The sequence below is a fragment of the Stenotrophomonas sp. YJH_SMC_20 genome, assembly GCF_059367845.1.
This window is the reverse complement of the sequence record NZ_JCAFRG010000013.1, coordinates 18,459-40,385: the sequence shown is the minus strand read 5'-3', so window position 1 is coordinate 40,385 and position 21,927 is coordinate 18,459. Positions and strand designations below refer to the sequence as shown.

The following is a 21,927-nucleotide window of genomic DNA, read 5'->3' as shown; positions in this document are numbered from 1 at the left end:
TCAGCGTCCGGATGAGGATGATCCCTTGGACTTGGCGACATCGGTCTCAAAAAAGTCCGGGATCTCGTGTTCGAAGCTCTTCATGTAGCGTGCGTAGCTCAGCGTCGCCTGGTCGCCGAGGATCGGCAGGTGCTGCCCGGCCTGCTGTCCGGACGCCTGCAGGCGGAACAGGTTGCGCGCGGTATCACCGATCTGGCTGCGGCCGGGTCGCGCGGTTGCAGCGTTGCCGTCGGTGATGTCCACTGCAGCAGGCGCCGCCTGCGGCACTGGTGCGGCCCGGGCCGCCAGGTCCACGGCGGGCAATGACTCGGACTGCAGCGGCTGCGCAGCCGGCGCTGCCGGTGTGCTGCGGCCAAGCATCTGTCCGGTGAGCGGCTGTTGCTGCGCCTGCACTGCGGCGGCCGGCAGCAGGCAGATCAGAGCGGGCAGCAGGCGTCGGGCCAGGGGCGTCGCGGTCATGGTGTGTTTCCGTTCGGGTGGTCGTTGGCGCTGAAGCGTTCCAGCATCGAGGGCGGCAGGCGCTGTGGATCGCGTTCGTCGCGGCTGTCGCGGCGCGGTTCCGCCGCCAGTCGCGTGACGCCGCGCGGGTTGTTGGTGGCGTCGCTGTCGACAGCGCGCACAGGGGGCGGCACGACCGCCGCAGCAGCCGCTGCGGCCTGGCGCTGCTGCAGGCGGGCCCGGATCTGCGCCGCCTGCTGCTGGATGCTGAGCCGGGTGTCCTTGTTGAGGTTGGCCTGCTGGGCGAGGCGCTCGGCGGTGGCGGTGTCGCCACGCAGCACCGCCCACAGGGCGAGGTTGGCGGTGGCCTTGGCATTGCCTGGGGACAGTTCCAGGGCCTTGGCCAAGGGTTCGCGCGCGCGCTCGAACTGCCCGGCGCGCAGCCTCGCATAGCCCAGATCGCCGAGATAGCTGGTATTCAACGGTTGCAGTTGGGTTGCCCGTGCCAGCGCCTGCTCGCTGCCGGCGTCATCGTCTCGGCGCGCGGCGATCAGGCCGAGCCCATGCGCGGCTGCGGCGGCCTGGGGGCCGCTGGAAAGCGCGCGGTACAGTGCGATCGCGGCATCGGCCTGGCCGGTCTCTCGCAGCGCATCGGCCTGCAGCAGCCGCAATGCCGGCGGGTCGCCGTAACGCTGGCGGAAGGCGTCGACGTGGGCGAGCGAGGCATACCACGCGCCTTGCTGCTGCATGCGCTCGATCAACTCCAGGTACGCATTGCGGCTGTCCTGCGGTGCCGGTTCGGGCGCAGCCAGGCTGGGCGCGCGCAGGTACTTCGGCGTGGTCGACCCACAACCACTGGTGATGGCAGCGAGGGCAAGCAGCAGGCAGGAGGTGCGCAGGGCAGGCATCAGGGCGATCCCATCTTGGACAGGGTGGTGGCCAGCGCGACCAGCGCCGGCCCAGCGAGGACCAGCATCAACGCTGGCAGCAGGGTCAGCATCATCACCACGGTCATCTTCACCGAGAGCTTGCCGACCTTTTCCTCCAACGTGTTGCGACGCTGCTCGCGCAGGCGGAGGCTGAACTGCCGCAGCGGCTCCTGCACCGCACCGCCATGGGCATGCACCTGCAGGATCAGCTGCATCAGGCTGGTCAGGTCATCGTCGGCATAGACCTCGCTCAGCCGCCGCAGGGACTGCGCGCGCGTGCGGCCATGGGTATAGGCGACATTGGCCTCCTGAAGTTCGCTGCCGAGTACCGGCAATGCATCGCGAAGCTTGTCGCCGAGCGTCTGCAGGCTCTGGTCCATGCTGAAGCCTACGCCCTGCAGCAGGCGCAGCAGGTCGATCAGCAGCGGTAGCTCGGTTTCGACTGCACGCCGGCGCCGCTTCACCCAGGAAGAGAGAACGAATTTGGGCAACAGCAGTCCAGCGGCCAAGGCACCGATGATCACCATGATCCTGGCCAGCCCGGTGACGCTGCTGAATGTCAGCACCAGTGCCAGCACCAGCACGGCCAGCAGCAGGCGCAGGCCGAGGTAGATGGCCGTACCGCGACGGGTGTTCCACCCGGCCAGATCCAACAGCAGCCGATCTTCATTGGCCAGCAATGCCGTTTCCAGGCGGCCGCCGCTGAGGGCACGGCCGAAGCGTTCGAGCCAGCCCAGCGAATCGTGCCGTGCAGGTTCGGTGTCACGGGACGTCTCGCGCGGCTGCAGGGCGGTCTTCAACGTGGCCGTTGTACGCTGCTCACGATGGCTGCGTATCCAGCCGCCGATACCCAGCAGGGCGATGCCGGCAGCCAGCACGAGCAGGGAGAGGGCGAACCAGGCGCTGGCGCTCATCGGTCGTCTCCGGCTGGGCGGGGGTTCATAGCGATTTGGCCAGGCGATACAGCAGGAAGCCGCCGACAAGCTCCATGCCCAGTGCAAGCAGCAGGATCTTGTGGCCAAGCGGATCGTGCAGCACCGGCTGGAAGAAGTCCGGGCTGGCGATCGCCATCAGCACCGCGCACGCTGGTGGCAGCAGGCCCAGCACCCACGCAGACATGCGTGTCTCGGAGGTCGTCGCCGAAAGCTCCTGCTGCGCCTGTTCCAGGTCGCGCATGAAATCACCCATGCGCTGCAGGATCTGGTCGGAGCGCCCGCCGATGCGCACGCTGACACCGATCACCACCGACAACACCTTCAGCACGTCCATGCGATAGGGTTGCGCGGCCTGCGCGAGTGCACGGTCCAACTCCATGCCGCTGCGCGCAAAGCGCACCGTGGTGTCCAACAGCCCGCGCAACGGCGCGCTGGTCTGCATCGACGCAACCTGGAACGCGGCCTGCAGGCTGTTGCCCAGTGCAGTCAGCCGCACCAGGTTGTCGAGGAAGTCCGGCAGCTGATGCAGCAGTTGCGCACGCAGCTTCGTGGTCCGCCGCATCACCCACAGCCAGCAGCCAAGCAGGTACAGCAGCAGGGTCAGCGGAAACATCCACGCGGTGCCCAGCCGCGCCATCGCTACCACCGACAGTACCAGCCCCGGTACCAGCAGCATGATGGGGATTTTCCAGCCGGTCTGCAGCCCTGCGCGCTGCAGCAGGCCATCCAGCGGCAGCACGCGGCGCCCGGTGCTGGCGGGCCGCGCCGGATCGTTGGCAGCGGTGACGGACGGCCCGGCGGGTGCCCCGCCCGTGGCGCTTCCGCGCGAAAGCTGCTGCTCGGCGTGCCGCATTGAAACCTGGCGTTGTTCACGGCTGCTGGCCGTGCCCCACAGCCAGGCTGCCAGCGCCAGCAGCACCGCGATGATGCTCAACATGCCCAGCAGCGCGCCGGTTCCCATGCTCAGAAGTCTCCGTAGAGCGATTCGCGCAGCTGTTGGCGGAACGGCTCCAGCTTGTGCGAGTGTGGATGGAAGCCCAGCCCGACCCAGCGATCGATCTCTTTGCCGTTGCCGTCGATCTGCAGTTCGTGGCGGAACATTTCCTGGGTGGTGATCAGGTTGTCGCTGACACCGGTGATCTCGGTGATCGATACCAGCACGCGGCGGCCGCTGCCCAGGCGCGAGATCTGCACGATGAAGTCGATGGCACTGGCGATCTGCCGGCGCAGGCTGTCCTCGCTGCCCTGGAAGCCGGCAAATCCAGCAAGCATCTCGATCCGGTACAGGCAGTCGCGTGGTGAATTGGCGTGGATGGTGGCCATCGAACCGTCGTGGCCGGTGTTCATGGCCTGCAGCATTTCCAGCACCTCGGCGCCACGCACCTCGCCCACCACGATGCGATCAGGGCGCATGCGCAGGCTGTTGCGGACCAGATCGCGGATGCTCACCGCGCCATGGCCTTCGGCGCCACCGATGCGGCTTTCCAGGCGGACCACATGGGGGTGGTTGAGCGAGAGTTCTGCGGTGTCCTCGACGGTGATCACGCGCTCGTTCGCGGGGACGTAGCTGGCCAGGGCGTTCAGCAGCGAGGTCTTGCCGGAGCTGGTGCCGCCGGATACCAGGATGTTGCAGCGGCCCAGCACCATCGCCTTCAGCAGGGCGTGCATCGGTTCGTCGAAGGTGCCCTTGGCCAGCAGTTCATCGGGAGTGAATGGATCCTTGCGGAACTTGCGGATGGACACCATCGGTCCGTCCACGGCCAGCGGCGAGATGATCGCGTTGAGACGGCCACCGTTGGGCAAACGCGCATCGACCATCGGGTTGGAGTCATCCAGGCGGCGCCCGAGCGGGGCCAGGATACGTCGCAGGATGCGCAGCAGGTGCGTATCGTCGGTGAATCGCTGGGTGGCCCGCTTGAGCTGGCCACCCTGGGAAACATGCACATCCTTGAAACCGTTGATCAGGATGTCTTCGATGGACGGGTCGTGCAGCAGGTCGTCCAGCGGGCCAAAGCCGGTCAGCTCCTTGACCAGGCCGTCGGCGACCACCTGCATCTCTTCTTCGTTGATCGGGATGCGCCACTCCTGGATGAAGCCCACCGTCTGCACCTGCACCCAGCGGGCGATGGTGTCGGGCGCCCAGGAATCGATGTCGATGCGCTCGTCCTCGATGCTGTTGAGCAGGTGCTCATGCGCTGCCGACAGCACCTTCTGGTACTGCTCGGTCTGCGCGAACGGCTGATGGCCCGGCGTGCTTTCGGGCAGCACCGGCCGGGCAACGGCATGCGGGAAAGGGGTTACCTTGTCTTCCATTGCGATCCACCCAGGGCAAGGGAGAGTCTTTCCCGCAGGCCCTGCGCCTGCACCCGGCAAGCGGCCGGGTCCAGGCGCGAAACCAGTGGGGCGAGGGCACGCAGATAGGGGTCACGCGGCGCATCCTGCAGCAGCAGGTGGCCCTGGCTCGCTGACAGGCGCACGCGGGGGCGCTCGGGAAGCGTGGCCAGCAGGGGCACCTCGAAGCGGCGCGCAATCTGCTCCGGGCTCATTCCGCTGCTGTCATCGTGGCGGTTGATCACCAGCTGCAGCCGCTTCTCGCGTTCGCGTTGCCCGGCAAGGTGCTTCAGTGCCTGATCGAGCGACACCAGCGTGGCGATCGAGGCATCTGTGACCAGCCAGATCTCGTCGGCCTGGTCCAGCAGCAGCGGTGGCAGCTGGCGCACCGGGCAGCCGCCGGCATCACACAGCACGCTGGCGAACACGGTGCGCAGGCGCTGCAGCAGCGCACCCGGATCGGACGGCGGCACCGCGTCGCTTCCGCTGGCGCGGTCCAGCAGCACCAGCCCGGAATCGTGCCGGGCCATGGCCGTGCGGGCGAGGGTGGCGTCGATGCGGCTGGCGTTGCGCAGGGCGTCTTCGTAATGGAAGCGGCTGTCCAGGTTGAGGTACAGCGCAAGGTCACCCGAAGGCTGGGCCAGTTCCATCAGCAGGCCGTCCTGCTGCACTGCCTCGCCCTGTGCCAGCGCACGGGTCTGCTGTGCCAGCACCGAAAGGTGCGCGGCCATCGTACTGGTGCCGACCCCGGCGCGCACGCCCAGCAGGACGATCAGGCGCGCCTTGTGCGCGTGCTGCGCGGCGGCAGCTGGTCGTGGTGACAGGGCACGACGCAGTGCGGCCTCGACACCGGCGTTGTCGCTGTCCAGGTCCAGTACGTCACGCAGGCCCGCCCGCAGTGCGATGACGACGCCCTCTACCTGTCCGGCACTGGTGGCACCGACGGCAACCAGTGCGAGGTCCGGTTCTGTCTGTTGCAGTTGCTGCGCCAGCACGCTGGAGGCGGCGGCATGCTCGGGGCGGAAGTCGAGCAGCACAAGGTTCTGCGGCCCGCGGTGCAGGTCCTGGGCGGAGGTCGGGGCGCTGCTGTCCTGCCAGTGCAGGGTGGTGGTCGGCGGCAGTTTGGCCGCCAGCCGGGGCAGCAGTTCGCGATCCATTCCGTACAGGACCAGGTTCATCGGCGGTCCTTGCGGATGCAGCGGCTGGGCAGTGGCGTAGGGCATGGGCGTGGTATCGCAGGCATCATGGAATCAGCGTGAGAAGCCGGGTACCGGGTCCTGGCTGATTGGACCCAGCAGCCAAGCGCCCCATTCGGGCATGTGCGGCTTGGCTTCGCGGTCGCCGGGCAGTGGCAGTTCGGTGTTGCGGGCCAGCGGCTTCACCAGGCGTGGCGTGACGATGATCACCAGCTCCTTGTCCTGGCGCTTGTAGTCGAAGTTGCGGAAGAACGAGCCGATGACCGGCAGGTCACCCAGCAGCGGAATCTTGCCGACGCTGGAAACCACGTTGGAACTGACCAGGCCACCGATCACGAAGCTCTCGCCATCGCCCAGCTCGACCGTGGTGTCGGCGCGGCGGGTGGTGATCGATGGAATCTGCACGCCATTGAGCGCGATGGCGTTGCTGTAGTCCAGGTCGCTGGCTTCCGGCGCGACTTTCAAGGCGATGCGGTTCGGCGCCAGTACCGTCGGTGTCACGGTCAGGCCGATGCCGAAGGGCTTGTAGGTGATCGTGGTGGTGCCCAGCCCCTGCGGCTCCAGGATTGGCAGCTCGCCGCCGGCAAGGAAGCTGGCGCTCTGGCCGGACAATGCGACGAGGGTAGGTTCGGCCAGCACGCGCGCCATGCCATTGCTCTGCAGCAGGTCGACGTCGGCATTCCACAGGCCCTTGGTCGAGCCGAACACCAGGCGGAACGCCGAAGAAATGGGCGATTCGGCTTCGTTGCTGGAGTTGCCTTCCTGCATGCCGGGCAGGATGCCGGTGTTGCCCGGCAGCTGGCCGCCCGGGCGGGCGAATCCGTAGGCGAAGTTGCCATTGCGGTTCTGGAAGCTGATGCCGATCTGCTTCAGAGCGGTCTTGTTGAATTCGACCACCTTGACCTCGACCTGCACGACGCCGCCGCTGCTTACCGTCGATGCGTCGGCAAGCAGTCCGTCCTTGCCCAGGGCCATCGCGGCGGTCTTCTGTTCCTGCATGTGCGACAGCACACTGTCGGTGCTTCCCTGCAGCAGGCCCTGATTGTCCTGCTGGGTGAACACCAGTCCGTTCGCGCCCGCGTCGGCCGCGCCCTGCACCGCGCTTTGTACCCGCACCTGCAGGCGCTGTGGCTCGGCCTGCTTGCGGTGCCAGAGCAGGAGCGTGGTGGTGCCCGGTGCCTTGCCGACCAGCAGTGCCTGGCGCTGGCCGCGCAGCATCACGATATCGGCCACGCCCGGGTCGGCAATGGCCACCCGCTCCAGGTCACCCGGCAGGGGCCAGGGGCGCTGCTCGCGCGTCTGCAGTACCAGGTCGTCGGCGGCCACGCTCGTCGCCGGTGCCAGCAGCACCAGCAGCAGGGCCAGCCAGCGCTGGCGGGGGGAAGGGCGTGGACTGCGGCGACGTTCGGTCATGGATGCGCTCGATGCAGGTCAAAGGGAACCACGGGGGGCGGAGCTGTCACCTCGGATGATTTCGATACCCGATGCGCGCGGGGCGCTGCGCCGGGGTGCGGGTGTGCGTGCCGTGGCATCCTGGGTGCTGCGGGCCGGCATGTTGCTGCGGCCGGCCAATGCATCACCGTCGATGCCGGCGTAGGCGTGATTCTCCGGCCGTTGCAGCGCAAGCTGCTGTTCCGCATCCAGCCCCCGCAGCGGATCGATCACACCGCGTGCCTGCGGGAACAGCGCCAGATCGGGCTGGCCGGGATCGGCAGGGTTGCGCAGGGCCAGGAACAGTTTGCCCTGCTGCGCACCCAGCAACAGCCGGTTGGCGTCGGCCACCGGTACCGCCAGTACCGCGCTGCGTGCCGGCTGGGTGGTCTCGCTTCCCGTGCTCTGGGTGCTGCTGCTTCCGGTGATGTCGGCGGCGCGTGGATCGTTGCGCGCATCGGCTTCAGTGCTGGCGACAGCGCCAGCGTTGGCCAGGGCGATGTCCTGCTGGCCATAGCTGAGCACGCGCAGGCGCGACAACAGCAGGCGCGTCTGTGCTGCATCGGCCGGCCCGCTGGCGTTGGGTTGGGCGTTGCGCAGGTTGAGGAACACGTCGACAAAATCGCCCGGCACGATGCGGTTGCCGGCACCCACCAACTCGTCAACCGGTACCGCGAGTGCGCGCTCTCCGGGGCGCAGCTGCAGCGAGAATCCCTGCGCAAGCGCATTGCTGCTGATTGCCGTGCCTTCGGCAATGTCCTGCACCGGCACCTTTCCCACCACGGCGGAAATGCTGGAGGCGGCACCGGCAACCGGGGCGCTGCGCTGCGCCAGGCGCAGTCCATTGGCAGAAATGGGTTCGCCGGCCGGCAGTCGCGCCACCGCCTCCACCACGGTGATTGCCCGGGTTTCGCTCTGCGCGGCCGGGGCAGCCGTGGCTGGCGCGGCTTGCCTGCGCCCGATCATCAGGGCGATGACCGCCAGCAGCACGGCCAACCCGATCAGGGCGACGGCGGCGATGCGGGTCAACTTGAGCATGGAACCGTCTCCTGTAGCGATCGTCAGTTGCCGCTGCCGAGGTCGAGTTGCGCGACCGCCACGCTGCGGATGGGAGCCCGCATTACCCACTTGTAGAGCGTGGCGGTGCCGGGCAGGAAGGGATGGCTTGCGTAGTCGTAGCTGACGGTCACGGTCATGCACTGGGCGCTGGCCAGTCCGGCGCAGGGCGCCTGCGCGGAAACCAGGATGGCGTTGCTTCCCCCATTGCTGCAGTCGACGGACTGCCCGGAGAAGTTCAGCAGCCACTGCATCGAGCTGCGCGCCGCAATACACGCCGCGGTACGACGTTCATTGGCGCTGCCATAGCGCAGCGATGCGCGCGCACCCTCGGCCGAAGCGGTTGCCAGCGTCTGCTGGGCCGCCATGATCATCACGCCGGAGAACGTAAACAGCAGCAGTGGCAGCAGGCCCAGCATGAGCATCAAGGCGAACTCGATGCTGGCCGCACCACGTTGCCGGCGCGGGTTGGGGGTGTTCATGGCACACCTCCATACGTAGTGATGAGGATCCAGGCGATGGCCGACACGGCCAGGTAGGCTGCATAGGGAATGCCATGGCGTCCCTGGCGGGCGTTCTGCATGTCGCGCAGCGCCGGGTGTGAATGCCACTGCGAACTGGCCCGGTTCAGCTGGGCTTGCAGGCCGATGGGCAGTACTGGACCCACCCGGCGTGACGCCAGCACCAACGCGGCATGTGCGCCCGCTGCGAGGCTGGCCGCGATCCAGATCGGCAGCAGTGTCTGCCAGCCCAGCATCAATCCCAGCACGGAAAAGAACTTGACATCCCCGGCGCCCATCCAGCGCAACGCATGGAACGGCAGCAATGCGACCAGGCCGAGCGCCGCGCCGGCAACGTGGGAAGCCCACGGCAGGCGCGGCGCGTTGAACTGTCCGGCGATGAGCACGACAACGGTGATCGCGCATGCGGACAGCAGCCAGGCGTTGGGCACCCGCCGGGCGTACAGATCGCTGATCGCGATCCGCAGGCATACGCCGATGGCCAATAAACCCAGCAGTGTCATCGCACACTCCGTCGCCCGTCAGTGGACGCTCAGCAGTTGCTGTCCCTGATCCAATCCAGGAGGCGGCTCAGGCGGGCGTGCTGCCTGAAGCCTTGTTGGCAAGCTTGGTGAGATTCTCAAAGAGCGTGCTGAAGAATGTCTGGATCTGCGTACTGCCCAGTGCGATCAGCACTCCCGCAATCACAGCGGCCAGCAGCCCGTACTCGAGCGCGGTGACACCATCTTCTTCCTTCAGGAACTTGCGGATCGATGCGTTCATGACGATTGTCTCCCTCTACCTGTCTGCTACAGGACACCTGTTGGGCGGTGGCCCGGCTCCGCCGGGATCGTCCGTGGACCTCCGCACGTCCTGGCGGAGGAGGCAAGGCGGGATGGACCCGCTGTGCTCAAGCAGGGTGATCGCTTCCAGGCGGGACGCCGTTCGCACAACCGCGACCGCGCGGCGCGGGGCCGGTGGTCGACGTGTCGAGCGATACGTGCATGGTCATGCTGTCCCCCTGGGTGCGGTCATTATCAAAGACCGGATCACCGTGTTATCGACTTTGCCTGAATGGCGGCCGGCTGCAACCGGAACCTATATGCAAATTCGGCAGAATCCCTTCGGTCCTTAATTTTTCGCGCGGGTTCTGTGACGGAAATCCGTTCGCTCGCACAACGATTCATCGACGTGCAGATAATGTGATTTTGGTTTCAGTCGAATGCGAGAACTGTGCCAATCACGTCAGCATGATTTTCACGTCTGTATCCATCCTATTCAACGCGGGGCAGATGTTTACCCCGCTGAATTATCGGGCATACTCGTATTCAAGTACTCGCGTTTCTTTTGGGGTGCGTGCGTTGGCGGCGCGCATCCCGGTGATGGAAGAGATTCCATGAGAGGTGCGCGCCCTGTCAGGCAGTGGGGGCCGTATCGCACGACGGATAATCGGGGGACGACACTGTCATGGTCGATGGTGGGGTAGGAGACAGCGACGACAGCGGCCTGCGGTCGATCGACCTGGCGACGCTGAGCGGCGTGCTTCGTGTATGTGATGTTGAACTGCTACTGCTCGATGGCAATGGGCCACGGGCGGCCTTCGCTTCACGCGTGCACGAGGAGGCGTTGTTCTGCAGCATCAGCTGTGGATTCCATTGCCGTGGCCGCTTCATGCTGCCGCCGGACTGGGCGATGCTCGGCTATCTGCACGCCACCGATGAGACGCTGAGCTGGTGCCATGGTGTACCGCTTGCGGCGGGTATGGCGTTGACCGTGATGCCGGAGGGCATCAGCGAGTTCACCCTGAGCCCTGGCACGCACATGACGCTGATGCTGGTGCCGGCGGCGCGCGTGCAGCGCAAGCTGACCGAACTGAGCCTGCGCAGCACGCCACCGGCTGGGCAGGCACTCTCGTTGTTCAGCCTGGCCAACGAAGCAGCGCCGTTGGCGCGCCATTATCAGCAGCTGCACCTGCAGCTGGGGCAGGGTTCCGGCCTGCAGCCGGAAGAAGCCGAGCGGCTGCTGCATGAGCATGTGCAGGCACTGCTGGGCGCGGGTACCGCCGACCGCCCGGGCTGCAGCCGTGCGCGGCGCACACATTATCTGATTGCTCAGCGTGCCGAGAATTTCATGCGGCTCAACCTGCGCCGCAACATCTACATGAATGAAATCTGCGATGCCGCTGGCGTCAGCGAGCGCGGCCTGCGTTATGCATTCGAGGACCTGTTCGGCACTTCGCCGAACCGGTACCTCTCCATGCTGCGCCTGTGTGCCGCCTGCCGGAGCCTGTCGATGGCCGATTCCAGCCGCCGCTCGGTGAAGGCCATCGCGCTCAGCTGCGGGCTTTGGGACCTCTCGCGCTTCGCTGACAATTATCGCAAGGTATTCGGCGAACTGCCGCGCGATACCCTGATGCGCGCGCCCGCGCAGATCGGCCAGCCGGCCTGAGCCAAGGTCCCGCAAGGGTTTCCACGGCATTTATGCCGGAATTGCGCATCCGTTTGCCGATCATGCTGCCGCTTCTGCATAGACGGCTGCCGATTCCGGCCGTGGATTTGCCGGAATGCGCGATTGCCGTGCCGGATTGAAGTGCGCCACCGCCGTTGCAAACGCTGAAATGTCAGTCACCTGCCTTACGGCAAGTCCACTGACATTCCAGTTGTTCGCCTACGGGGGAAATGCTCATGAACCGCATCTACCGGCGTGTATGGAACCGCCAGCTCAATGCTCTGGTTGTGGCCTCGGAACTGGCCACTGGCGACAGCGGCGGCAGCGCCGCCCGCGATCCGCGCAGTGCTCTGCTGATGCCGACTGCCCTGGCCCTTGCCCTGTTGTGTGCGCTGGCCAGCGGGCATGCAGGCGCAACCGAATCCAATCAGTCGCTGCGCGACCTGCAGGCGCTCGCAGCCAAGTACGCGCAGCCGATGCCGGTCAAGGTCGACGCGGAAGTGGCGCTGGCTGCCGCATCGCGCCAGGCGCAGAGCAGTCCGGCGATCAGCGCTGACGCGCGTGTCGGCCTGCAGCTGAGTAGGAACTCGCTGCCGATCGTACGCGACGTGCTGCCGGCCACCGTGCAGGTGAAGCTGGCGGCGAGCGCTGCGCCGAAGCAGGTCGCGGTTCCTGCGCTGGCTGCCGATGTCCGCGCCAATGTCGGGCTGGGTCATGCAGCGTCCAGTGTGGCGAAGATTGATGCATCGCTGGCGGCCAACGTTGCGCCGTCCGCGCATGCGCCGCTCGGTGTGGCTGCGGATGCCCAGGCGAAGGCCGGCGTTGGCATCGCCGGTACCCAGGTGGCCTCGATCGATACCGGTGCCAAGGCGGCCGCCGCTGTTGCTGGCGCACCGGCTGGCTCGCTGTCCGGCCTCAAGGCGTCCGTTGACGGCAAGGTGGATTCGCAGCTGAAGCTGGCGGGCCACCAGATCGACGACCAGGGGCAGGTCAAGGCGACGGCGGCGGTCACGCTGCCGGCCAAGGAGGAGCTGCCGGGCGAGACTCATGATCGTGCGATCACCGCGGCCTTCGATACCGGTGTTGCCGGCAAAGTGCGCGTGCAGGCGCCGCGTGGCCACGAAGTCGTGGCCGACCGCAATCTGAAGCTGGCCGGCCAAGCGACCGTGGCGGCGCAGAACAGCGCGCTGGGCGTCGATGGCCTGGTGGGCGGCGTTGTCGGCGCGGCAGGCGGCGCCGTAGGTGGCGTGCTTGATGGCACCGTAGGCAACACGGTTGGTGCGGTCGGCGGCGCCTTGCACGGCACGGTTGGAACGGTAGGCGAAGCACTGGGCAGCACGCTCGATGGCACCGTTGGAACTGTCGGTAGCGCGGTGGGTGGTGCAGTGAACGGGGCTGTTGGCACGGTTGGTGCAGTTGGCGGAACCGTGGGTGGTGCACTCAACGGCACGGCCGGTTCGGTCGGTAGCACCGTCGGTGGCGCGCTCAACGATGCAGTTGGCACCCTCGGTGCCGTTGGCGGTGCCGTGGGCGGCACGCTCAACAATACAGCGGGTGCAGTGGGCAGCACCGTCGGCGGTGTCCTCAATGGCGCTACAGGTGGCAGCCTCGGCGGCCTGGGTGGCCTGCTGGGCGATACGCTGGGCAATGTCGGCAGTGCCGTAGGCAACCTGCTCAACGGCAACCTCAACGGCACCATCGGCAATCTCGGCAGTGCCGTAGGGGGGCTGGTCGGCGGCACGCTTGGCGGGCTCGGCCTGACCCAACCCTCGGCCATACCGCCCACCAGCCCAAAGGCGCCGGCGCCGGCCGACCCGAACGCGGGCCTGATCATCGGCACCGGTGGCCTGGTCGGCAATGTCGGCCAGCTCATCGGGCCGACCACCAGCAGCCTGTTCGGCGGCGACGGCTACCTGAGCAACGGCAATCTCAAGCTCAGCAACGCCAACGTGATGCAGACCTACTCGACGGTCAATGTGCTGGGCCTGCCGGTGGTCAACCTGTCGCCGGTCGGTAGCACCCTCAATGGCCTCGGCGGCGCCGTCACCGGCGGCAGCTCGCACCTGACGCTCATTGGCGGCGTTACCTCGGACAGTTACATCTACAACATCAACAACGGCAATCCGGGTGGCCTGCTCGGGCTGCTGCTGCCAACGGATTCGCCGGAATGGGCGGCGAAGTGCCTGGACATCGCGCTGGCCGACATCTCCTGCTGGGCCGTCAACGCGGCACAGGACTACCAGGTGCTGATGGGTGATGGCGCCTTCGCCAACGGTTCGAAGGAAGTGGTGATCGGCGCCAATGCACGGCACGAACTGCCCAGGGTCGATGCCAACGTTGCCTTCCCGGGCGATGGCGTGAACGATCCCACCAACCCGACCGGCGTCCCGACCGCAGACTACGCTGCGCGCATGGGCCATTCGGTGATCGTCGGTGACAGTGCCGTCGGTACCGCCAACGGCCAGACCCTGCTGGGTGCTGAAGCCACCTCCAACCAGGCGAACTCGGTCGCACTGGGCTACCGTTCGGCTGCACTGCGCGGCGCGCAGGCCAGCTACAGCGCTTATGGCCTCACTGCACCGCAGGTCTCGGCCGGCGAAGTATCGGTGGGCACCGCCGGTGGCGGCGAGCGCCAGATCACCAACGTGGCTGCCGGCAGCGTCAACACCGATGCGGTCAATGTGGCCCAGTTGAAGGGCGCCATCAGCCTGATCGATGATGTGGCGGCAGCTGCGGTGACCTACGACCTGGACGGTGCCGGCAACCCGAACTACCGTCGGGTGACGCTTGGCGCGGGCACTGGCACCACCACCATCGGCAACCTGGCCGGCGGCGCGGTCACCGCGGGCAGCCTGGAAGCAGTCAACGGTGGCCAACTGGCTGCGACCAATGCCGCCATCGCCAGCTTCTTCGGTGGCCGCGCCGCGTTCGATCCGGCCAGCGGTGCCTTCACTGCGCCGCTGTTCGAGATCAGCACGATCTCCACCACCGGCGCCATCGCCCAGGGCCTGTACACCAACGCCACCGATGCCTTCGCGGCGGTGGATGGTTCGCTGGTCAACCTCAACACGCAGATCACCGATATCCGCAACGGCGGTACCAAGTACCTGCGGGTGAACTCGACCGGTACCGAGGCCGTGGCCACCGGCGCCGACTCGATCGCGGTTGGTACCAATGCCCGCGCCACCGCCTCCAACAGCATCGCAGTGGGCGCCGGCAGCCTGGCTGACCGTGCCAACAGCGTATCCATCGGTGCCGCCGGTGCCGAGCGCCAGGTCACCAACATGGCGGCCGGTACCGCAGCGACCGATGCGGTCAACCTGGGCCAGCTGCAGGCCTCGGAGCAGGGCGCCCTGCGCTATGACCTCAACGGCGACGGCAGCGTCAACTACGCCAGTGCCACGCTGGGCCAGAGCGGCACCGCCACCACGCTGCGCAACCTGGGCCCGGGCCAGGTCAGTGCCACCAGCAGCGAGGCCATCAACGGTGCCCAGCTGTTTGCGGCCAACCAGGCCGTTGCCACCCACCTCGGAGGTGGCGCGGCGGTCAACGCCAGCGGCGTACTGACCGCGCCGACCTATTCGATCAATAACGTTGCCGCCAACGGCACGATCACCAAGGGCAACTACAACGACGTCGGTACCGCCTTCGACGCGGTCAGCAATTCACTGGCCAATGTGGCCGACCAGACCGGCGAGATCGACAAGCTGGCCGTGAAGTACGACGTCGACGGCAGCGGCAACGTGCTCAACAGCGTGACGCTGACGGGCACCGGCAGCGGTGCGGTGAAGATCACCAACGTCGCCGCCGGCAGCATCCTGGCCGGCAGCAGCGACGCCATCACCGGCGACCAGCTGTTCAGCACGAACAGCACCATCGCCACCTACTTCGGTGGCACCACCGCCTACAACGGCACCACCAACGCGTGGACCACGCCGACGTTCAGCATCTCCAGCATCGCCACCGATGGCACCTTCACCAGCGGCGACTACAACAACGTCACCGCCGCCTTCACCGCTGTCGACGGCTCGCTGAAGGTCCTCAACCAGCGCATCACCAATGGCGGTGGTGGCAGTGCGTACCTGGCGGTCAACTCAACGGCGGCCGCAGCCACCGCGGCGGGTGCGGAAGCGGTGGCGGTCGGCCCGCAGGCCAGCGCAGCCGGTGCGAACAGCGTGGCGGTCGGCAACGGTGCCAGCAGCAGTGCCGGCAACAGCGTGGCGCTGGGTGCCGGTTCGGTCGCCAGCGTCGGTGCACAGAGCGGCTACACCGGCGCCTACGGGCAGACCGGTGCCAGCAATTCGGCCGGTGAGGTCTCGGTCGGCAGCAGTGGCAGCGAACGCAAGATCACCCACGTAGCCGATGGCTCGGACACCTATGACGCGACCAATGTCGGCCAACTGAAGAACGGCGTGAACTACGCCATCGACGAGTCGAAGAAGTACACCGACCAGAAGATCCAGAACATCACCAACGTGGCCGGCAGCTTCCGCGCCAACAACACCAACAACCTGGCCGATCCGTCTGCCAGCGGCGCCAACTCGGCCGCCGGTGGTGCAGGCTCCACTGCCGCCGGTGCCAACTCGACCGCGCTGGGCAATGGTTCGCAGGCGCAGGCCGACAACTCGGTGGCATTGGGTGCGGGTTCGGTCGCGAACAGGGCCAACACGGTCTCTGTCGGTGCCGCCGGTGCCGAACGCCAGGTGGTCAACGTGGCAGACGGCTCGCAGGCCACCGATGCGGTCAACGTGCGCCAGCTGCAGGCTTCGCAGCAGGGCACGATCCGCTACGACACCACGGTGAACGGTGCGACCAATTACAACAGCGTCACGCTGGGATCCACCAGCAGCGGCCCGACCACGGTCCGCAACGTTGCCGCCGGCACCGCCGGTACCGACGCGGTCAATGTGGACCAGTTGAAGTCGGGCATGGCGCAGACCCTGGACTGGTCCAAGGCCTACACCGACGAGCGCATGGGCGGCTTCGAGCGCGACCTGCGCAAGACCGACAATCGTGCTTCGGCCGGTATCGCTTCGGCGATGGCCACCGCAGCGCTGCCGCAGCCCAGCGAGGCGGGCCGCAGCATGGCCTCGATCGCCGCCGGCAGCTACAACGGCGAATCGGGCGTGGCGGTCGGTATCTCCGGTGTCTCCGAAGGCGGCCGCTGGATCTACAAGTTCAGCGGTTCGACCAACAGCCGTGGCGAGGCCGGTGTGGCCGTCGGTGCCGGCATCCAGTGGTGATCCCCGCCGCCGGGCCGCACCCGCGGCCCGGCATCGCGGAAACGTCTACAGGGGGAACGACATGAAACAGCATCGCATCGCCCGCGCCGGCCAATGTGCCGCCACGCTGGGCCTGATCCTGGGGATGGGCCTGCTGGCCGCCTGCCGCAGCCATGCGCCGGCCGCCGACGGTCCTGCCGAAGCCACCGCCGTGCACTTCCCGGAGGCCTCCAAGGCCTCGCTGAAGGAAGGCATCTATCCCGACGTCGCCGACCTGCGCCGCTTCGCGCCGGGCATGAGCAAGCGGCAGTTGTACACGCTGCTGGGCACGCCGCATTTCAATGAAGGCATGTGGGGCGTGCGCGAGTGGAACTACCTGTTCAACTTCCGCACCGCGCAGGGCGCGGAGTACTTCACCTGCCAGTTCCAGGTCCGCTTTGACAGCAAGGGCATTGCCCAGGCGGGGTACTGGAAGCCGGAATCGTGCGCGGCCGTGCTGGAGCCGCCGCGGCCACCGGCCCCGCCGGCACCGGCACCGCTGCCAGAACAGCCGCTGCGGCTGTCTGCCGACGCGCTGTTCGGCTTCGACAGCGCTGTACTCAGCGCCGAGGGCCAGCAGGCGGTGCAGGGCATCCTGGCGCAGGTGCGTGAAGCCGCACAGGTGCAGTCGATCCGGGTGACCGGCTACACCGACCGTATCGGCAGTGCCAGCTACAACCAGACCCTGTCGCAGCGCCGCGCCGAGGCCGTGCGCAGCGCGCTGGTGCAGGGCGGCGTGCCTGCAGCCAGCATCAGCGCCGAAGGACGCGGCGCGGCCGAGCCGATCGTGCAGTGCGAGCAGCGCAATCGGCGCGAGCTGATCGCCTGCCTGGCGCCAAACCGTCGCGTGCAGATCGCCGGAGTGGCACAGCCGCGCTGAAATTCCCTCACCGGGGCCAGGCCCCGGTCCCGAGTCCCCCCTGACCGCCGGCAGGCGTGGCAACGTCTCCCCCGTCGTCCACGCCTGCCTGCGGCTCAGGTCTTCTAACGGTGCACGCGATGAACGCTCAATTCCTGCCTCTTTCCATGAAGACGGAAACCACACTCAGCGTGTACGGCCAGCTCGGCAACCATGCCGTGGTACGCATTCCCGGGCGGCGCCTGCCAGGCCTGATCCTGCAGGCCGATACCGTGGCCGGGTTCCTTGCCCAGCTGCAGGAGGCCCAGGCCTGCCTGCGCAGCGGCCGCGCGCAGCGTACCGATGCGGAGCTGGACATGCTGATCGACGTGCTACAGCAGTGGTATGCGTTGATCGAATCTCGTCTGGCCGACGCCGGCGAGGCGCTGTAGACGACAGAAGGGGACGGAGGGGATTAAGTCGTTTCCGGCACGACACGGGCATGTGCGACTTAATCCCCTCCGTTCCCTTTTCTGTGTCATGCGCGTGCGCGGATCAACCAGCAGGCAGCACCCACGCGGACCCGATCGCCCTCGATGAATGGTGTGAATGCTGCCAGCGCCTGGTCGCGCAGCCCGGCGGCCTCCGCTTCGGGCAGCGCCCGCAGCGCCTGGCCCACCGGGCCCAGCTGGCCGACGTAGGTCGGCAGCTCATCGCGTGCGATCGAACACGGAAGGTCCACCGCAACCACCTCCACATCCTTCCAGCCGGCAGCCTGCAACAGGCGCTGCACGCGTTGGCCATCTGCGAAGGCGAACTGTCCCGGGGCACCGGGTGCGCGCGGCGGAAGCTCAAGCGCATCGCCGATCGCGCGCTCGGCCGTGGTCATGAATGGATTCTCGTCAGCGCTGCGCCAGGCAATGAAACGCAGGCCGGCACCCGGTCGCGCCGCGCGGCGCAGGTTGACGAAGGCGGCCTCGGTATCTTCGAAGAACATCACGCCCAAACGAGATTGGATCCAGTCGAAGTGCGCGGTGGGCAACGGATGCTGCTGTGCGTCGGCGACGATGAAGTCTGCGTCCAGCCCTGCCGCCTCGGCGCGTTGACGGGCCAGCGCCAGCATCGGCGCGGAGATGTCCAGGCCGGTGCAGTGCGCCGACGGGCGTGCGGCGGCTGATGCCAGCAGGCTGGCCCCGGTACCGCAGCCGATGTCGAGCAGTTGCGTGACGGTTTCCGGAAGTTCGGCCACGAGCAGGTCGGCCATCGGCTGGAACAGGCCATCGAGAATGGCCTGCTGCGCAACCCAGACCTGGCCGCCAGGGCCGTTCCACAGGGCGTTCTGATCAAGGGGGGGGGTGCTGGCCATGGCCTTGCCTCGGTGGGTAGTTGCCCATAGGTTGGCGCTTGAAGGTCACTTGAGGTCAAGCCCGTGCGCGAACTGGATATTGGCGAGGTGGTCAAGCGCAGCGGCGTGCCGGCCTCGACCCTGCGCTACTACGAACAACTTGGGCTGCTGCAGGCACTGGGCCGTCGCGGCCTGCGCCGGCAGTACGACGAGCAGGTGCTGGAACGGCTCGCGTTGATCGGCCTCGGCCAGGCGGCCGGTCTGTCGCTGCAGCAGATCGGGGCATCGCTGCCACTGCAGCGCGGGTGCATCTCCCTGGACCGGGAGGCCCTGCTGGCGCAGGCCGATGTGCTGCAGCGGCAGATCACCCGGCTGCAACGGGTGCGCCGGCACCTGCAACGCGCGGCGGCCTGCCCGCAGGCGGAGGACGCCCGGAAGTGCGGTTCGTTCCAGAAACTGCTGCGTGCGCAGCAGCGCATGGCGGGTCGGTGAGAGAAGCATCCACGCATGGCGTGGATCTACTTCACCACGACCTCGGTAGATCCACGCCATGCGTGGATGGAATCAATCGCGGGTACTGACTTCCCAGGTGGCATGCAGCACGCCCGGCACGTGCTCCATCCGCGCCAGCACCACGTCCAGCTCATCGGCACTCACCGCCGTACTGACCAGCACCGCGATCACATCGGTTGGTGCATCGGCATGCTCGACCACCTGCACATCACCGACCGGGTACTGCGCTGCTTCCAGCGCATCGACCAACCGCTCACGCACCCGTGGTACGGCTTCGGAATCCACGCTCAGGCGCACCTCGTAGGTGGCTTCCGTGGCGGCTTCGTTGATCGGGATGCGGTTGATCGCATTCACCAGCGGCCGCAGCAGGGTATTGCCGGCGATGATCAGCACGGTCAGCAGCACGCCCTCGGCCAGCATGTCCGCGCCGGTGCAGCTGCCGACCGCCGCCGAGCACCACAGGGTGGCGGCGGTGTTCAGGCCGCGCACGTTCATGCCCTCTTTCATGATCACGCCGGCGCCGAGGAAGCCGACCCCGGAGACTACGTAGGAGATCACCCGCACCGCCTCGGCGCTGCCGGCGATGCGCATGCCGAGGTCGACGAAGGCGGCGGCGCCTACGGCCACCAGCACATTGGTGCGCAGGCCGGCGGTGCGTTGCCGGTACTGGCGCTCGGCGCCGATCAGCGTGCCCAGCACGAAGGCGGCCAGCAGGCTGACCACGGTGTCGGCGAAGGGACCGGCCTGGAAGGTCTCAATGAAGCGCATGGCCGGAGTCTACCCGGTCGAGGTGACAGTAGATCCACGCCATGCGTGGATTTCCAGCGGTCCACGCCACGCGTGGTTAGTCAGCGTGCCAGAAACGACTTAATCCCCTCCGTCCCCTTTTTGCGGGGTCAGTCGGTGTCCTCGACGCGCTCGCCCATCAGCTCGCGCTGGCGCTTGTCCAGTTCCTCGGCGTAGCGCTTGCGCACGAAGGCTTCGGAGACGACGCCCAGCACCTGGCCGTCGGCGCCGACCACCGCCAGTTCGTCGGCCTGGGTCTGGTCGAAACGCTGCATCACGCTGACCACGTCCGCGGCCGGCGACAGTGAAACGTCACGGTTCTCGGCCAGCTCGCCGATCATGGTCTCCGGTTTCACGCCATCGCCGTAGACCCGTGGAATCTGCACGATGCCAGCGTAGTGGCCCTCGCTGTCGATCAGGATCACCCGGCTGCCCGAGCCCAGCGGGAAGCGCTGGCGGAACGCGGCGGCATCGAGATCGGCCGGAGTAGTGGCCACGCCCTTGCGCATCAGCCGGCCGGCGTTGAGGTTCTGCACCCAGCCCACGTCGCGGGCGCTCTTGATGGTCTCGCCGCGCAGATGCATGCGCCAGGTCGAGAACGAGTAGCCGAACCACTGCCGCACCAGCGTGCTGGACACCAGTACCGCGCTCATCACCACGCTGGTCAGCAGGAAATCGTGCGTGCCTTCCAGCACCAGCATGGCCATGGTCATCGGCGCGCCAACGACGGCAGCAGCCAGCGCGGCCATGCCGGCCAGCGCGGCCGAGGTGGCGTCGATCACCGGAACGCCGGTGGCCATGCCCAGCAGTCCGGCGAACAGCGCGCCGACCAGGGTGCCCATGAACAGCGAGGCGAAGAACAGGCCGCCACGGAAGCCGAAGCCCAGCGAGATGCCCGAGGCCAGGCACTTCAGGGTCAACAGGCCGCCGATCCAGATCAGCGGCAGGTGCGTGGTCAGGTCCAGATGCAGGGCGCCGTGGCCGGACGACAGCACCTGCGGGCTGGCCAGTGCCAGTGGAATCAGCAGCAGTCCACCGACCACCGGCCGACCCCACGCGGGCAGGGGGCTGCGCTTGACCGTGCCTTCGATCGAGGCGATCAGCCGCATGATGGCGATGCCGACCATCGCGCAGCAGCAGCCCAGCAGGCCGTAGATCGCGTAGTCGGCGGCGCGCACGTCGATGGTCGAGGCCGCTGGCAGTAGATAGGCTTCGATGCCGGCCTGGTCGGCCACGAACGCGCCGGCCAGCGCTGCGACGGCCACCGGTGCCAGCGCAGCGGGGGTGTAGGCGCCGATGACGATCTCGAAGGCGTAGAACGCACCGGCCAGCGGCGCACCGAAGGCGGCAGCAATGGCACCGGCAGCGCCGGCGCCGACCAGGATGCGTACATCGTTGCGGCGCAGGCGCATCACCCGGCCAAGCTGCGAACCGCTGCCGGCGCCCATCTGCGTGTACGACGCCTCCAGCCCCACAGATGCGCCGCAGCCGTTGGACAGCAGGGTCTGGGTCAGCACGATCAGGTTGTCGCGCATCGACATGCGGCCGCCGTGCAGCGCATTGGCTTCCACCGCATCGAGCAGTGGCCGTTTCAGTCGCGTCGCCGCCAGGCTGACCAGGCCGACCAGCAGCCCGCCCAGTGGCAGCACCAGTAGCGCGGTCCAGGTCAGCGAGGGCAGGGAGCTCAGCCGCATGCCGTCGTCCAGCCCATACAACGTGCCCTGCAGCCAGCGCGCGATGCCCGACTGCAGCAGGGTCAGGTAGCCGGCGATCAAGCCGACCAGCAACGCCAGCGCGATGAACCACAGGTCGCTGCCACGCAGGCGCAGGCGCAGGCCCTGGAAGGCCAGATGCAGGCGCGATGGCGAAACGGGCGAAGACATGGTGGCGGCATGATACGCCGCCACCGTGAGCGCCACC

The 21,927-nt window shown here is 67.4% G+C and carries 19 protein-coding genes; 5 read left to right on the top strand and 14 right to left on the bottom strand.

Going from position 1 to position 21,927, the window contains the following annotated elements:
• The 11 genes from AC5P6A_RS18680 to AC5P6A_RS18630 form a co-directional block, all read right to left on the bottom strand.
• Positions 1 to 459, bottom strand: coding sequence for a DUF3613 domain-containing protein (locus AC5P6A_RS18680; RefSeq protein WP_180877667.1), 459 nt, complete (start codon positions 457 to 459; stop codon positions 1 to 3).
• The gene (locus AC5P6A_RS18675) at positions 456 to 1,346 is read right to left on the bottom strand and encodes a tetratricopeptide repeat protein (protein ID WP_058982759.1); all 891 of its coding nucleotides are present in this window, start codon (positions 1,344 to 1,346) and stop codon (positions 456 to 458) included. The genes AC5P6A_RS18680 and AC5P6A_RS18675 overlap by 4 nt, the downstream gene beginning before the upstream one ends.
• Positions 1,346 to 2,281 carry a type II secretion system F family protein gene (locus tag AC5P6A_RS18670; protein WP_495222361.1) on the bottom strand — a complete coding sequence of 312 codons (936 nt, stop codon included), beginning with the start codon at positions 2,279 to 2,281 and terminating at the stop codon, positions 1,346 to 1,348. The genes AC5P6A_RS18675 and AC5P6A_RS18670 overlap by 1 nt, the downstream gene beginning before the upstream one ends.
• 25 nt (positions 2,282 to 2,306) lie before the next feature.
• Complete coding sequence (locus tag AC5P6A_RS18665) at positions 2,307 to 3,263, bottom strand: type II secretion system F family protein (protein ID WP_134735559.1); 957 nt, start codon at positions 3,261 to 3,263, stop codon at positions 2,307 to 2,309.
• A 2-nt stretch (positions 3,264 to 3,265) separates the two neighbouring features.
• On the bottom strand, positions 3,266 to 4,615 hold the full coding sequence (locus AC5P6A_RS18660; RefSeq protein WP_019659962.1) for a TadA family conjugal transfer-associated ATPase: 1,350 nt from the start codon (positions 4,613 to 4,615) through the stop codon (positions 3,266 to 3,268).
• Complete coding sequence (locus AC5P6A_RS18655; protein WP_019659961.1) at positions 4,600 to 5,856, bottom strand: CpaE/TadZ family protein; 1,257 nt, start codon at positions 5,854 to 5,856, stop codon at positions 4,600 to 4,602. The genes AC5P6A_RS18660 and AC5P6A_RS18655 overlap by 16 nt, the downstream gene beginning before the upstream one ends.
• 27 nt (positions 5,857 to 5,883) lie before the next feature.
• The gene (locus AC5P6A_RS18650; protein WP_111102426.1) at positions 5,884 to 7,242 is read right to left on the bottom strand and encodes a type II and III secretion system protein family protein; all 1,359 of its coding nucleotides are present in this window, start codon (positions 7,240 to 7,242) and stop codon (positions 5,884 to 5,886) included.
• An 18-nt stretch (positions 7,243 to 7,260) separates the two neighbouring features.
• Positions 7,261 to 8,298, bottom strand: coding sequence for a Flp pilus assembly protein CpaB (gene cpaB, locus AC5P6A_RS18645; protein WP_346715270.1), 1,038 nt, complete (start codon positions 8,296 to 8,298; stop codon positions 7,261 to 7,263).
• A gap of 23 nt (positions 8,299 to 8,321) precedes the next feature.
• Positions 8,322 to 8,798 (bottom strand): TadE/TadG family type IV pilus assembly protein, encoded by a 477-nt coding sequence (locus AC5P6A_RS18640; protein ID WP_058982316.1) that lies wholly within the window; start codon positions 8,796 to 8,798, stop codon positions 8,322 to 8,324.
• Entirely contained in the window at positions 8,795 to 9,340 is a 546-nt protein-coding gene (locus tag AC5P6A_RS18635; RefSeq protein ID WP_058982314.1) for an A24 family peptidase, read from the bottom strand. The genes AC5P6A_RS18640 and AC5P6A_RS18635 overlap by 4 nt, the downstream gene beginning before the upstream one ends.
• Before the next feature lie 67 nt (positions 9,341 to 9,407).
• Positions 9,408 to 9,599 (bottom strand): Flp family type IVb pilin, encoded by a 192-nt coding sequence (locus tag AC5P6A_RS18630; RefSeq protein WP_021204284.1) that lies wholly within the window; start codon positions 9,597 to 9,599, stop codon positions 9,408 to 9,410.
• A gap of 684 nt (positions 9,600 to 10,283) precedes the next feature.
• Between AC5P6A_RS18630 and AC5P6A_RS18625 the strand changes: the two genes are divergently transcribed.
• The 4 genes from AC5P6A_RS18625 (at position 10,284) to AC5P6A_RS18610 (ending at position 17,815) form a co-directional block, all read left to right on the top strand.
• Positions 10,284 to 11,264: an AraC family transcriptional regulator gene (locus AC5P6A_RS18625; protein ID WP_021204283.1), complete on the top strand. Its 981-nt coding sequence runs from the start codon at positions 10,284 to 10,286 to the stop codon at positions 11,262 to 11,264.
• 236 nt (positions 11,265 to 11,500) lie between these two features.
• Positions 11,501 to 16,507, top strand: a complete 5,007-nt coding sequence (locus AC5P6A_RS18620; RefSeq protein WP_346715271.1) for a YadA-like family protein — start codon at positions 11,501 to 11,503, stop codon at positions 16,505 to 16,507.
• A gap of 61 nt (positions 16,508 to 16,568) precedes the next feature.
• Complete coding sequence (locus tag AC5P6A_RS18615; protein WP_171952717.1) at positions 16,569 to 17,405, top strand: OmpA family protein; 837 nt, start codon at positions 16,569 to 16,571, stop codon at positions 17,403 to 17,405.
• Between the two features lie 119 nt (positions 17,406 to 17,524).
• The gene (locus AC5P6A_RS18610; RefSeq protein ID WP_019659952.1) at positions 17,525 to 17,815 is read left to right on the top strand and encodes a DUF6959 family protein; all 291 of its coding nucleotides are present in this window, start codon (positions 17,525 to 17,527) and stop codon (positions 17,813 to 17,815) included.
• A gap of 86 nt (positions 17,816 to 17,901) precedes the next feature.
• On the opposite strand, the gene AC5P6A_RS18605 is transcribed toward AC5P6A_RS18610, so the two are convergent.
• Positions 17,902 to 18,729, bottom strand: coding sequence for a class I SAM-dependent methyltransferase (locus AC5P6A_RS18605; protein ID WP_171952716.1), 828 nt, complete (start codon positions 18,727 to 18,729; stop codon positions 17,902 to 17,904).
• 63 nt (positions 18,730 to 18,792) lie between these two features.
• On the opposite strand from AC5P6A_RS18605, the gene AC5P6A_RS18600 reads away from it, so the two are divergent.
• Positions 18,793 to 19,200, top strand: coding sequence for a MerR family transcriptional regulator (locus tag AC5P6A_RS18600; protein ID WP_019659950.1), 408 nt, complete (start codon positions 18,793 to 18,795; stop codon positions 19,198 to 19,200).
• Between the two features lie 72 nt (positions 19,201 to 19,272).
• Here the strand turns inward: AC5P6A_RS18600 and AC5P6A_RS18595 are convergent, their stop codons facing one another.
• Together AC5P6A_RS18595 and AC5P6A_RS18590 are read right to left on the bottom strand one after the other, a co-directional pair.
• Positions 19,273 to 19,989, bottom strand: a complete 717-nt coding sequence (locus tag AC5P6A_RS18595) for an MgtC/SapB family protein (RefSeq protein WP_171952715.1) — start codon at positions 19,987 to 19,989, stop codon at positions 19,273 to 19,275.
• 128 nt (positions 19,990 to 20,117) lie between these two features.
• Entirely contained in the window at positions 20,118 to 21,890 is a 1,773-nt protein-coding gene (locus AC5P6A_RS18590) for a chloride channel protein (protein ID WP_227844730.1), read from the bottom strand.
• Between the last annotated feature and the right edge of the window lie 37 nt (positions 21,891 to 21,927).